The organism is Rhodanobacter sp. FW101-FHT13A11 (assembly GCF_058790335.1).
Map to the genome: position 1 here is coordinate 502,348 of NZ_JBYTCN010000001.1, position 13,575 is coordinate 515,922.

9 protein-coding genes are annotated in these 13,575 nt (G+C 70.4%); 5 read left to right on the plus strand and 4 right to left on the minus strand.

What is annotated here, in order from left to right:
- Positions 1–38: 38 nt before the first annotated feature.
- From AC3WRN_RS02275 to AC3WRN_RS02295, 5 genes are all read left to right on the plus strand, one after another.
- Entirely contained in the window at positions 39–956 is a 918-nt protein-coding gene (locus AC3WRN_RS02275; protein ID WP_492621702.1) for an arginine deiminase-related protein, read from the plus strand.
- A 47-nt stretch (positions 957–1,003) separates the two neighbouring features.
- Positions 1,004–2,857: a family 43 glycosylhydrolase gene (locus AC3WRN_RS02280; RefSeq protein ID WP_492621703.1), complete on the plus strand. Its 1,854-nt coding sequence runs from the start codon at positions 1,004–1,006 to the stop codon at positions 2,855–2,857.
- A gap of 37 nt (positions 2,858–2,894) precedes the next feature.
- Positions 2,895–3,563 (plus strand): glutathione S-transferase family protein, encoded by a 669-nt coding sequence (locus AC3WRN_RS02285; protein WP_492621704.1) that lies wholly within the window; start codon positions 2,895–2,897, stop codon positions 3,561–3,563.
- Positions 3,564–3,651: 88 nt separating this feature from the next.
- Positions 3,652–3,981: a hypothetical protein gene (locus AC3WRN_RS02290; protein ID WP_492621705.1), complete on the plus strand. Its 330-nt coding sequence runs from the start codon at positions 3,652–3,654 to the stop codon at positions 3,979–3,981.
- Between the two features lie 91 nt (positions 3,982–4,072).
- Positions 4,073–5,689 carry an MFS transporter gene (locus AC3WRN_RS02295; RefSeq protein ID WP_492621706.1) on the plus strand — a complete coding sequence of 539 codons (1,617 nt, stop codon included), beginning with the start codon at positions 4,073–4,075 and terminating at the stop codon, positions 5,687–5,689.
- Between the two features lie 33 nt (positions 5,690–5,722).
- On the opposite strand, the gene aceE is transcribed toward AC3WRN_RS02295, so the two are convergent.
- The 4 genes from aceE to rsgA form a co-directional block, all read right to left on the minus strand.
- Positions 5,723–8,446, minus strand: a complete 2,724-nt coding sequence (aceE, locus tag AC3WRN_RS02300) for a pyruvate dehydrogenase (acetyl-transferring), homodimeric type (RefSeq protein WP_492621707.1) — start codon at positions 8,444–8,446, stop codon at positions 5,723–5,725.
- Positions 8,447–8,638: 192 nt separating this feature from the next.
- Positions 8,639–10,930 carry an NADP-dependent malic enzyme gene (locus AC3WRN_RS02305; RefSeq protein WP_492621708.1) on the minus strand — a complete coding sequence of 764 codons (2,292 nt, stop codon included), beginning with the start codon at positions 10,928–10,930 and terminating at the stop codon, positions 8,639–8,641.
- A 112-nt stretch (positions 10,931–11,042) separates the two neighbouring features.
- On the minus strand, positions 11,043–12,326 hold the full coding sequence (locus AC3WRN_RS02310; protein WP_492621709.1) for a peptidase MATCAP family protein: 1,284 nt from the start codon (positions 12,324–12,326) through the stop codon (positions 11,043–11,045).
- A gap of 126 nt (positions 12,327–12,452) precedes the next feature.
- Positions 12,453–13,508 (minus strand): ribosome small subunit-dependent GTPase A, encoded by a 1,056-nt coding sequence (gene rsgA, locus AC3WRN_RS02315; RefSeq protein WP_492621710.1) that lies wholly within the window; start codon positions 13,506–13,508, stop codon positions 12,453–12,455.
- Positions 13,509–13,575: the final 67 nt, after the last annotated feature.

A 13,575-nucleotide genomic window follows, 5' to 3' on the forward strand; every position in this document is an offset into this window, starting at 1 on the left:
CAGCGGATATCCTCCGGGTTTCCGGAAGGAGCCCCATCTTGATCACCACCTCGCCCACCGCATTCCTCGACGCCCATGCCGCACTGGCGCCGTTGCCGCAGGCCGCGGCGACCGCGCGGGCCGCGTTCATGGTGGCGCCGGCCGAATTCGCCCTGGCGCAGGAATCGGCGCGCGACAACCGCTACATGGACCTGAGCCTCGCGGTCGATCCGCTCAAGGCGCTGGCCCAGCACGCTGCCCTGGCGCAGGCGTTGCGCGCGGACGTGCCGGTAATCACCTTTCCCGGCGACCCGGCGACGCCCGACGCGGTGTTTCCGAACAACGTGTTCGCCACCGCGCCGGGGCGGCTGATCGTCGGCCGCATGCGCCACCCGGTACGCCAGCGCGAGGCCGCGCGCGCCGACATCCGCGGGTTCTTCGGCAACGTGCTGGGCTACCGCGAGATCGACTTGTCCGGCCGCAGCGACCTGGTCGCCGAGCTGACCGGTTCGCTGGTCATCGACCGTGCCCGCGGCATCGGTTATTGCGGCCTCAGCGAACGCTGCGACCTGGCCGGCGCCGAGGCGATGCACCAGGCGTTCGGCCTGCGCCTGACGTACTGCTTCGAGCTGGCCGAAACCGAGTACCACACCAACGTGGTGCTGACCCTGCTGGCCGGCCGCGCCGCGATCATCGCCGCCGACGGCTTCCGCGACCCGGCCGACGCGCAAGCCATCGCCCATGCTTGCGGCGATCGCGCAATCCGGCTCACCCCGGCGCAGAAGCAGGCCTTCGCCGGCAACGCGATCACCCTCTCCGACGACCGCGTGTGGATGAGCGCCCGCGCCGCCCGCTCGCTCACCGACGCCCAGCGCGAAGCGCTGGCCGGCTACGGTTTCGCAGTGGGCGCGGTGGAACTGGGCGAGATCGAGAAGGCCGGCGGCAGCCTGCGCTGCTGCGTGGGCGAGATCTACTGAGGCTGGTCCGCGTTGCGCAGCCGGCATCGCCGGGGCATGCTCGGCGCATGCCAGCGTCGATACCTTGCACGCGCCTGCTCCGGCTGATCGCGCCCGCGATCCTCCTGGCCGCGACGGGTGCGACGGCCACGCCCGCCGTCACGGGCGGGCGCACCTGGGCCAACCCGCTGGACATCGACTACCGCTACAACTACGAACAGATGAACCAGGGCATCTCGTACCGCACCGGCGCGGACCCCGCGTTCGTGCGCTACGGCGACGCGTACTACCTGTTCCTGACCCTGGCCGACGGCTACTGGCGCTCGACCGACCTGGTGCACTGGCGGTTCGTGCAGCCGGACAGATGGCCGTTCGATGGCCCGGTGGCGCCGGCCACCCTGGTCGCCGACGGCAAGCTTTTCCTGATGTCGTCGGCGATGGAACCGCGCCCGCTGCTGTACTCGACCGACCCGGCGCACGGCCGCTGGCAGTTCTGGACGCGCCTGCTGCCCGCGGTACCGGGCGCGGTGTGGGCCGGCCACGAGAGCGAAATGAAACCGGGCGACCTGCCGCCGGGGCCGTGGGATCCGGGCCTGTTCCGCGACGAGGACGGCAAGACCTACCTGTACTGGGATTCGTCCAACGTCTTCCCGCTGTACGGCGCGCAGATCGACCTGGCGCTGGACCACGCCGACGAAGGCGAAGGCAAGCGGATGGCCTTCGCCACGAAACCGGCCCCGCTGCTCAGGGCCGATCCGGCCGCGCACGGCTGGGAGCGCTTCGGCCAGGACCACACCGACACCCGCATCGCGCCCTACGTCGAGGGCGCCTGGATGAACCGCCACGGCGACCGCTACTACCTGCAGTACGCCGCACCCGGTACCGAGTACAACGCCTATGCCACCGGCGTCTACGTCGGCAGCAAGCCGCTCGGGCCGTTCACCTACGCACCGTACAACCCGGTCGGCTACAAGCCCGGCGGCTTCGCCACCGGCGCCGGCCACGGTTCGACCTTCCAGGATGCCTGGGGCAACTGGTGGAACAGCGGCACCATGTGGGTCGGCCTGAACTGGACGTTCGAGCGGCGCGTCGAGCTGTTCCCCGCCGGCTTCCATGCGGACGGCCAGATGTGGGTCGACACGCGCTTCGGCGATTTCCCCCAGCGCATGCCCGACCGCGCCCTGCGCGAGGGGGAGAGCACCTTCACCGGCTGGATGCTGCTGTCGTACCGCAAGGCCGCGCGCGCCTCGTCGCAACTGCCGGGGCACCCGCCCTCCGCCGTCGCCGACGAGAACCCGCGCACGTTCTGGGCGGCGGCAAGCAACACCGCCGGGCAGACGCTCACGCTCGACCTCGGCGGCCTGCGCACGGTGCGCGCGGTGCAGGTGGACTACGCCGACTACCGGTCCGGCCGCTACGGCGACGCGCCCGACATCGTCACCCAGTTCCGCCTCGACGGCTCGGCGGACGGCCAGCGATGGATCGCCCTGGCCGACCTCTCGCACGAGACCCGCGACCGCCCGAACGCCTACCTCGAGCTCGAACATCCGGCGCGCATCCGCTACCTGCGCTACGTGCACGGCCACGTCGGCGCACGCACGCTGGCGATCTCCGACCTGCGCGTGTTCGGCAACGCCGACGGCCCGCCGCCGCCGGCACCGGCGCTGGTCTCCGCCCGGCGCCTGGCCGACACTCGCGATGCCGAGATCGTGTGGAAGCCGGTGCCCGGCGCGGTCGGCTACAACGTGCGCTGGGGGCTGGCCGCCGACCGCCTGCACGAGACCTGGCAGCGCTTCGCCGACCAGCCGACCCGGCTGACCCTGCGCGCGTTGAACAAGGGCGTGACATACGTCGTGGCGGTCGAGGCGTTCGACGAGCGCGGCGTGTCGACGCTGTCGCAGGTCGCCGTGCTGCAACCCTGAGCTTGCGTGCGCCCGCGCCATGCGCTCTGATGCATGGATGATCATCGTCCACCATCTGAACAACTCGCGTTCGCAGCGCATCCTGTGGCTGCTGGAAGAACTCGGCGTGCCGTACGAGATCAGGCGCTACCAGCGCGATCCGCAGACCATGCTGGCGCCACCGGCATTGCGCGCGATCCACCCGCTGGGCAAGTCGCCGGTGATCACCGACGGCGAGCTCACCCTGGCCGAGTCCGGCGCGATCGTGGAATACCTCGCCGACCGCTACGGCGCCGGCACCCTGATCCCCGCGCACGGCACGCCCGCGCGGCTGCGCTGCAACTACTGGCTGCACTACGCCGAAGGCTCGGCGATGCCGCCGCTGCTGCTGAAGCTGGTGTTCCGCCGGATCGAGACGACGCCGATGCCGTTCTTCGCGAAACCGGTCGCGAAAGGCATCGCGCGCAAGGTGCAGGGCGGCTTCGTCGACCCGCAGCTGAAACTGCACCTGGATTACCTCGAAGGCGAACTCGGCAAGCGCGAGTGGTTCGGCGGCGACACGTTCGGCGTTGCCGACATCCAGTTGAGTTTCCCGCTGGAAGCGTTCGCCGCGCGCGGCGGGCTGGATGACCGTTACCCGCGGCTGGCCGCCTTCCTGCAGCGTATCCACGCGCGGCCGGCTTACCGGCGCGCGCTGCAGCAGGGCGGCGAATACCGCCTCGGCTGAACGGATCGCGACGCCGCGCGGCGCTGTTTACGCCTCGCTCACGGGGGCGCTGGCAGCCTCGGAAGCCCGCCGACGAGGAGAACACTCCGTGCGCAACCACGATATCGAAAGCCGGCTCCGCGACGCCGGCGAGCGCGCCGGCGAACAGGCGCGCCGCTACGCCGACGGCGCCGCCGAACGCGCGCATACCCTGTTCGAACGGGGCCGCGAGCTGGGCTCACGCTGGAACCAGCGCGGCGATTCGTACGGCCGCCGGCTGTCGCACGCGGCCGAGGATCTCGCCGACGAGGCGAACTACCACTACCGCCGCCTGCGCCGCCAGGCAAGCCGCCACCCGCTGGCCACGGCGGCGATCGTCGCCGGCACGCTCGGCGCCTTCCTGCTGCTGCGCCGCGCGTTCCGCAACGACGACGAATGAACGCTGCGCGCGCCGCCTGAGCGAGGCGCGGCGGGCGGGCGCTCGCCCGCCGCTGTTATGCTGGCAGCCTGTACGTCAGGGTGGCCGATGCATGCGTTCGAAGGACCTCACCTTCCACCACCCGGTGGCGTTCTGGCTCGGTTGCGTCATGGTGGTCGCCGGCGTGCTGGCGCACCTGCCGATGCTGGCGATGGCCGCGCCGATGCATTACCAGCTCGCCGGCATGCCGATGGACAACGCGATGCTGGCCGGGATGGTGCTGGTGCCGCTGGGCGTGCTGCTCGCCGGTTACGGCCTGATGCCGCGGCTGGAACAGATGCGGCGCACGCTGCATCCCGACCGCGACCCGCTGCCGTTCCACGCCGCCGACCACGTACCGCTCAACCGCGAGCACTGGAAGCTGGTGACCGTGCTGACCATCGCGCTGGCGGTGGACGTGATGAAGCCGGCGACGATCGGCTTCGTGATGCCGGGGCTGTCGGTGGAGTACGGCATCGGCGCCTCGACCGCCGGCCTGCTGGCGTTGTCGGCGCTGACCGGCACCGTGATCGGCTCGGTGGTGTGGGGCCGCCTCGGCGACCTGTTCGGCCGCCGCGCGACGATCCTGCTGTCGGCGCTGATGTTCATGGGCACCTCGATCTGCGGCGCGATGCCGGCGTTCGGCTGGAACCTGGTGATGTGCTTCATGATGGGCGCCGCCGCCGGCGGCATGCTGCCGATCACCTTCACCCTGATGGCGGAGACCATCCCGACCCGCCATCGCGGCTGGCTGCTGGTGGCGCTGGGCGGCGTCGGCACCTCGGCCGGCTACCTGCTCGCCTCCGGCGCCGCGACCCTGGTCGAACCCGGCTTCGGCTGGCGCGCGCTGTGGCTGCTCAACCTGCCCACCGGCGCGCTGATCATCCTGCTCAACCGCTACATTCCCGAATCGCCGCGCTTCCTCGCGCTGGCCGGCCTGGAGGACCAGGCCCGCGCGGTGCTGCAGCGGTTCTCGGGCACGGCGGCACCGACGGCTGCGCCTGTCCACGCCGCGGGCGAAGCGGCCCGACCCGACCCGCATGCCTCTGCCCGCATCGGCATGCGCCAGCTGCTGCGCGGAAGGCATGCGGCGATCAGCTGGGGGCTGATGGTGTGCGCGGTGGCCTGGGGGCTGGCGAACTTCGGATTCCTGCTGTGGCTGCCGGCAAACCTGGTCAACCTGGGCATCGACGCGCAGGCCAGCGCCGCGCTGCTGGCGCGCTCGGCGATCCTGGCACTGCCCGGCATCGGCGTGGTGGTGTGGTTCTACCAGCGCTGGAGCAGCATCCGCACCCTGGTGCTGTTCATCGGGCTGACCGCGCTGTCGCTGCTGTTCTTCTTCGCGATCGCGCTGGCCAACCTGCACTCGACGACGCTGACCATCGTCGGCACGGTGGCGCTGCTGCTCAGCATCAGCGGGGTGATCGCCACGCTGATCCCGTATGCGGCGGAGATCTACCCGGTGCACCTGCGCAGCACCGGCGCGGGGCTGATCGCCGGGGGCTCGAAGTTCGGCGGCATCCTGGGCGCGGTGATCGGCGTGGCCGGCCTGTTCGAGCACTTCATGCTGTCGGCGCTGCTGATCGCGCTGCCGATGGCAGTGGCCGGCTGGATGCTCGCGCGCAGCGGCATCGAGACGCGCGGCCACGGGCTGGAGGCGATCCAGGACGCGCTGTCCCGGCCGTCCTGACCCCGCCGCGGCGACGCGGCAGGGCCGGCGGCGTCATACCGTCAGCGGGTTCGGCTTGTCCGGGTCGAGCTTGTATTCCTTGATCGCGCGGGCCACGTCCTTGGCGTTGACCTTGCCGTCCTTCGCCAGCGCGGCCAGCGCGGCGTGCGCGATCCAGTAGCGGTCGACCTCGAAGAACTCGCGCAGGTGCGCGCGGGTGTCCGAGCGGCCGAAGCCGTCGGTGCCGAGCACGGTGTAGCGCATGCCGTCGGGCAGGAACGCGCGGACCTGGTCGGCGTATTCGCGCACGTAGTCGGTGGCGGCGATCGCCGGGCCCTGGCGGCCCTCCAGCAGGCGGGTGACGTACGGCACGCGCGGCTCGGCCTCCGGGTGCAGGCGGTTCCAGCGCTCGGCATCGAAGCCGTCGCGGCGCAGCTCGACAAAGCTGGGGCAGGACCAGATGTCGGACTCGACGCCGAAGTCGTTCTTCAGCAGGTCGGCGGCCGCGATGACCTCGCGCAGGATCGTGCCCGAGCCGAGCAGTTGCACGCACGGCGCCTTGCCCTTGCCCTTGGCCTTGCCCGGCTCGCCATTCCCGGTTCCCGAATCCCGCAGCAGGTACATCCCCTTGATGATGCCCTCCTCGCAGCCCTTGGGCATGTCCGGGTGCGGGTAGTTCTCGTTCATCACGGTGACGTAGTAGTAGTGGTCCTCCTGCTCCTGCATCATGCTGCGCACGCCGTCCTGCAGGACCACGGCCACCTCGTAGGAGAACGTGGGGTCGTACGCCTTCACGTTCGGGATCGCGCCGGCCATCAGGTGCGAGTGGCCGTCCTCGTGCTGCAGGCCCTCGCCGTTGAGCGTGGTGCGGCCCGAGGTGCCGCCGACCAGGAAGCCGCGCGCGCGCATGTCGCCCGAGGCCCAGCACAGGTCGCCGATGCGCTGGAAACCGAACATCGAGTAGTAGATGAAGAACGGCAGCATCGCCTGGTTGCTGATCGAGTAGCTGGTCGCCGCGGCCATCCACGACGCCATGCCGCCGGCCTCGCTGATGCCCTGCTGCAGCACCTGGCCCTTCCGGTCCTCGCGGTAGTACAGGAGCTGGTCGGAATCCTGCGGCTTGTACTTCTGGCCGAACGGCGCGTAGATGCCGATCTGCCGGAACATGCCCTCCATGCCGAACGTGCGCGCCTCGTCCGCCACGATCGGCACGATGCGCTCGCCCAGCTGCTTGTCGCGCAGCAGCAGGTTGATGCCGCGCACCAGCGCCATGGTAGTGGAGATCTCGCGCTCGCCGGTGCCCTTGGTGATCTGCTCGAACGCGGCCAGCTCCGGCGCCTTCAGCTTGGCGTCGGCCTTGCGCCGGCGCTGCGGCAACGCGCCGCCGAGCGCGCGGCGGCGCTCCAGCATGTACTGCACTTCCGGCGATTCCTTGCCGGGGTGGTAGTACGGCACGTCGTGCAGCTTGTCGTCGGGGATCGGGATCTGGAAGCGGTCGCGGAAATGGCGCACCGACTCGTCGTCCAGCTTCTTCTGCTGGTGGGTCGGGTTCTGCGACTCGCCGCTGCCGATGCCCATGCCGTAGCCCTTCACCGTCTTGGCCAGGATCACCGTGGGCATGCCCTTGGTGTTCACTGCCGAGTGGTAGGCCGCGTAGACCTTGTGCGGGTCATGGCCGCCGCGGTTGAGGCGCCAGATGTCGTCGTCGCTGAGGTTGGCGACCATCTCGCGCGTCTGCGGGTACTTGCCGAAGAAGTGCTCGCGCGTGTACGCGCCACCGAACGCCTTGCACGCCTGGTACTCGCCGTCGACGGTTTCCATCATCAGCTTGCGCAGCACGCCGTCCTTGTCGCGCGCCAGCAGCGGATCCCAGTAGGAACCCCAGATCACCTTGGTCGCGTTCCAGCCGGCGCCGCGGAATACGCCTTCCAGTTCCTGGATGATCTTGCCATTGCCGCGCACCGGGCCGTCCAGGCGCTGCAGGTTGCAGTTGATCACGAAGATCAGGTTGTCCAGGCCTTCGCGGCCGGCCAGCGAGATCGCGCCCAGCGACTCCGGCTCGTCGCACTCGCCGTCGCCCATGAAGCACCACACCTTGCGGTCGCTCTTGGGGACCAGCCCGCGGTTCTCCAGGTACTTGAAGAACTGCGCCTGGTAGATCGCCTGGATCGGGCCCAGGCCCATCGACACCGTGGGCACCTGCCAGTAGTCCGGCATCAGCCACGGATGCGGGTACGACGACAGCGCACGGCCATGGCCGACCACTTCCATGCGGAACAGGTCCAGCTGGTCCTCGGCCAGGCGGCCTTCGAGGAACGAGCGCGCGTAGATGCCCGGGCTGGAATGGCCCTGGTGCAACACCAGGTCGCCCGGGTGCTCGGCGCTCGGCGCGCGCCAGAAATGGTTGAAGCCCACGTCGTACAGCGTGGCGCTGGAGGCGAAGCTGGCGATGTGGCCGCCCAGCTCGCCCGGCTTGCGGTTCGCGCGCACCACCATCGCCATCGCGTTCCAGCGGATCAGCGAGCGGATGCGCCACTCCATCGCCGCGTCGCCGGGGCTCTTCGCCTCCTGGCTGGGCGCGATCGTGTTGACGTATTCGGTGGTGGGGTTGAACGGCAGGTAGCCACCCGAACGGCGGGTGGTGTCGACCATCTTCTCCAGCAGGAAATGCGCGCGTTCGGTGCCGTCGTGATGGATCACCGCGTCGAGCGAGTCGATCCACTCGCGGGTTTCGGTGGGGTCGATGTCCTGGTTGAGGATATCGTCGAGCTGATCCATGAAGATTCTCCGCGGCGCCGTTGCAGCGCCCATGCTTGAAGGGGGACACCCCGCCGCCGGGGACCGCGGCGGGATCAACGTCCAAGTCTAGCCGCTGGACCCGAAGGCCGCCAATTCGGCATCCATGCGCCGGCGGATGGCGACGGGTCGGCGGCGATGGGTCGGTCGCTCGTCCGGAGCGGCCCGGCCCGGTCAGCCCGTGTGGCGATTCGACGCGCGGATCTGCGCCTCGACGCAGGCCACCGCGCTCATGTTCACCACCCGGCGCACGGTCGACTGCGGCATCAGGATGTGCGCCGGCTTGGCCACGCCCATCAGGATCGGCCCGATCACCACGCCGTCGCTGAGCATGCGGGTCATGTTGTAGGCGATGTTGGCCGCATCCAGGTTCGGGAACACGAACACGTTCGCCTTGCCCTCCAGCCGCGAGTTCGGGAACAGCTTCTCGCGCAGCGGCGGGGTCAGTGCCACGTCGGCCTGCATCTCGCCCTCCACTTCCAGCCGCGGTGCGCGGGTGCGGATCAGCTCCAGCGCCTTGCGCATCTTCTTCGCGCCGCAGGTGTCGCGGCTGCCGAAGTTGCCGCCGGACAGCAGCGCGATCTTCGGCGTGATGCCGAACAGCTTCAGCCGGATCGAGGCCTGCAGCGTCGCCTCGGCCACCTGCTCGGGGCAGGGATCGTCCTGCACGTGGGTGTCGAGGTAGAAGAACGTGCCCTTGTCGGTGGACACTGCGGCCATCGCCGACGGTTCGACCACGCCTTCGTCCAGGCCGATGATGTCGCGGATGTAGCGCAGCTTGCCCTGGTACTGGCCGACCAGGCCGCAGATCATCGCGTCGGCCTCGCCGCGTTCGACCATCAGCGCGGCGATCGCGGTGGGCCGCGAGCGCACCACCGCCTTGGCCATCGACGGGGTCACGCCGCGGCGCTCCATCAGCCGGTGGTAGTGCTGCCAGTAGTCGTCGAAGCGCGGGTCGGAGTTGATGTTGCAGATCTCGATGTCCACGCCCGGCCGGATGCGCAGGCCGGCGCGCTGGATGCGCTTCTCGATCACCTCGGGGCGGCCGATCAGGATCGGCCTGGCCAGGCCTTCGTCGACCACCACCTGCACCGCGCGCAGCACGGTCTCCTCCTCGCCCTCGGCGTAGACCAGCCGGCACGGCGCGGACTTGGCCCGCTCGAACACCGGCTTCATCAACAGGCCGGTGCGGAACACGAAGCTGGTCAGCTGGTCGATGTAGGCGGCGAAGTCCGCGATCGGCCGCGTCGCCACGCCCGAATCCATCGCCGCCTGCGCCACCGCCGGCGGCAGCTGCAGCAGCAGGCGCGGGTCGAACGGCTGCGGGATCAGGTAGTCCGGGCCGAAGCTGGGCGGCTTGCCGCCGTAGGCGCGCGCGCTGACGTCGGACGACTCGCGCCGCGCCAGCGCCGCGATCGCCTTGACGCAGGCGATCTTCATCGGCTCGTTGATCACCGTGGCGCCCACGTCCAGCGCGCCGCGGAACAGGTACGGGAAGCACAGCGCGTTGTTGACCTGGTTCGGGTAATCCGAACGGCCGGTGGCCATGATGCAGTCCGGCCGCACCGCCTTCGCCTCCTCCGGGGTGATCTCCGGGTTCGGGTTGGCCAGCGCAAAGATGATCGGCCGCGCGGCCATCGTGGCGACCATCTCCGGTTTCAGGATGCCGCCGGCGGACAGGCCCAGGAACACGTCCGCGCCCTCGACGATCTCGGCCAGCGTGCGCGCCTTGGTGTCGCGCGCGTAGCGCTGCTTGTCGGGGTCGAGGTCGGTGCGCTCGTTGTGCAGTACGCCGTGGCGGTCGAACGCCAGGATGTGCTCCGGCTTCACGCCCAGCGCCACCAGCATGTCGAGGCAGGAGATGCCCGCCGCGCCGGCGCCGGTGGTGGCCACGCGGATGTCCTCGATCTTCTTGCCGACCACCACCAGCGCGTTGACCAGCGCCGCGCCCACGATGATCGAGGTGCCGTGCTGGTCGTCGTGGAACACCGGGATCTTCATCCGCTCGCGCAGCTTGCGCTCGACGATGAAGCACTCCGGCGCCTTGATGTCCTCCAGGTTGATGCCGCCGAAGGTCGGCTCGAGGCTGGCGATGATGTCGACCAGCTTGTCCGGGTCGTTCTCGTCGATCTCGATGTCGAACACGTCGATGCCGGCGAACTTCTGGAACAGCACGCCCTTGCCTTCCATCACCGGCTTGGCCGCCAGCGGCCCGATGTTGCCCAGGCCGAGCACCGCGGTGCCGTTGGTGATCACCGCCACCAGGTTCGAGCGCGCGGTGTACTCGGCCGCCGTGGTCGGATCCTCGACGATCGCGTCGCAGGCCGCGGCGACGCCGGGTGAATAGGCCAGCGACAGGTCGCGCTGGGTCAGCAGCGAGGTGGTCGGGGTGACCTTGATCTTGCCGGGGCGCGGCAGGCGGTGGTACTCGAGGGCGGCGAGGCGCAGTTCTTCGGGAAGGCTCATGGATGCTTTTTTAGGGGTGAAGGGGGCGGCGAGCGCCTCGACGGGGAATGGCCTGTGATGTTAGCACCGGGGCGGACCTGCCTGGCCGGCACCTGCGACGCGACGACACGTCTCAGCCACCCTGCAGCAGTTCGTCGCCCTGCACCCGGTTCATGTGGATGCCGTTGATGAACACCGAGAACGCCAGCTTGCCGGCCAGCCCGTGCACATGCTGCATCCACGGCGGCAGCCAGCGCGGCGGCAGGATCGCGCCCGAGGCGAAATACGGCTGCAGCGCCACTACGTCGTGCAGGGTCAGCTTGCCGGCGAACAGGTGGCGCAGCAGGTCCATCCGCCGCTGCTTCAGCGCCCAGCGGAAGAAGGTGTGCACGGTGAGCAGGCCGGAGAGGTAGACGTTGTCCTTGGCGAACGCCACGCCGCCGCCCGGCGGCACGCCGCGGAACACGCGCTGGGCCGAGTGGAAGCTGTCCGCCGCGCTCTGCCCGCAGGCGCTGAAATAGCGGTAGACCTCCACGAAATCGGCGCCGTTGAGCGCCATGTCGATGGCCAGGATGCGCAGGCTGATGCGCTTGAGCCGCGCGATGTCGATCGCGCCGGACATCAGCTCGGCGAACACGGCCAGCCCTTCCTGGGTCGCGGTGACCCGCGGCGAGGTGCGCGCCAGCGAGGCCAGCAGCGGCTGCTGGCGGCCGTTCAGCGCGGTCAGCGAGTGCACGAACGCCTCGTGCGCCAGCAGCTGGTGGCGGTCATATTCGCTGAAGCAGGTGCCGCCGCGCAGGCGGATGCGGGTGGCGCCGGCGGCCGCCTTGGCGGTCAGCTCGGGGTCGACCTCGACCTTGATCGTGCCGGCGCCGAAGAACGCGTCCAGCGTGGCGGCCAGGTCCGCGCGCAGCTCGTCGGCCGGCATGTTCACGCTGGTGTCGTCGGCCAGCAGGTCCGCGCCGAGCTCGTCGGACAGCTCGACGAAGTAGCGCGCCGCGTCCAGGTTGCTGCGCTGGCTGCCGGGGATGGCGTCGTCCGGACGCCCGTACAGCACGATCGACGGCGCGGTGAAGCCGCTGGTGCCGACCGACTCCAGCATCTCCGCAGCGATCCGCCACGACTCGGCGGTGCGCCGCAGGTAGTCGCCCAGCGGATCGATGTCCGCCGCGTCGCCGCCGCCCGCGGCCGCCTCGATCGCGGCCAGCTCGGCGCGCGCCGCGGCCAGGTCCGGCCGCACGTAGTCCACCTGCGGCAGCGCGAACCGGCCCTTGCTGTAATCCGCAATCATGCGGTTCTCCAGCGAGGCCGGCCACGCCACGGTCGGCAGGATCCGGATGCCGCGCACCGCCGCCAGCAGGCGCTGGTCGAGCGCCGCGTAGCGCTGCAGCGCGGCGTCCGTCGCGGGCGCGCTCACCGGCGCCCCGCGCGCTTCGACATGCCAACCCGTGCCGTCATCTGCCCTCGATCTCCTGCATGGGCTGCCGGGCCCTGTCGTTCCGGCAGCGCGTCGAAATCCCGTATCCGCGGCTCGTCCACCGGCTCACTCCCGCTCGTGCCGCCCGCGATGCCCGTGCGGCCGCTCGATCGGTCGGCCGCCACGCTGGCGGCGCAGGCGCGCCTCCAGCGTGGCGGCCTGCTCCTCGCGCTCGTCGTGCAGCTTCAGGTAGTTGCGCCAGCGCGCCGCGGTCAGCTCGCCGTTGTCCAGCGCCGCCTGCACCGCGCAGCCCGGCTCGCTGCCGTGGCCGCAGTCGGCGAAGCGGCATTGCTCGGCCAGCAGCCCGATGTCGGCGAACAGGTCGAGGTTTTCCTCGCCGGTCAGCTTCAGCTCGCGCATCCCCGGGGTGTCGATCAGGCAGCCGCCCGAGGGCAGCTGCAGCAGGGCGCGGTGGGTGGTGGTGTGGCGGCCACGGCTGTCGTGGCTGCGCACGGCGGCGGTGGCCATGCGCGCCGTGCCGAGCAGGGTGTTGGTGAGGGTGGACTTGCCGGCGCCGGAGGAGCCGACCAGCACCGCGCTGTCGCCCGGCTGCAGGTACGCCGCCAGCGAGGCCACGCTGGCCGGGTCCTTGCCGTTCAACGCATGGATCGGGGTGCCGGCGGGCAGCCGCGCGCGCAGGGCCGCGACCTGCGCCGCGGCGTCCTCGCGCACGTCCAGCTTGCTCAGCAGCACCACCGGCTGCGCGCCGGAATCCTCGGTCAGCGACAGGTAGCGCTCGATCCGCGCCGGATTGAAGTCGCCGTCCAGTCCGGTCAGCACCAGCACATAGTCGATGTTGGTGGCGATCAGCTGCCGCTCGTAGCGCTCGCCGGCGGCCGCCCGCGACAGTACCGTGCGCCGCGGCAGCACGCTGACGATATGCGGCGGCGTGCCGTCGGCGACCTCGACGAAATCGCCGACCACCGGCCGCTCGGCCGGGTCGAGGCCGCGCTTGAGGAAACGCCCGTCCGGCTGCGCGCCGAACAGGTTCGCGCCGTCATGCAGCTCGTAGCCGGCGCGATGCTGGGCCACCACCCGGGCCAGGCGCAGGCCGCCGGCCGGCAGGGCCTCGCCGCGCCAGCCGATGTGGCGCAGGCGTTCGATCGTTTCGGCGTCACTCATGGGAAGGATCAGTCGGCACGGTTCGCCGATTATGCCCTGCCCCGGGATGGCCCGAGGATGAACCGGA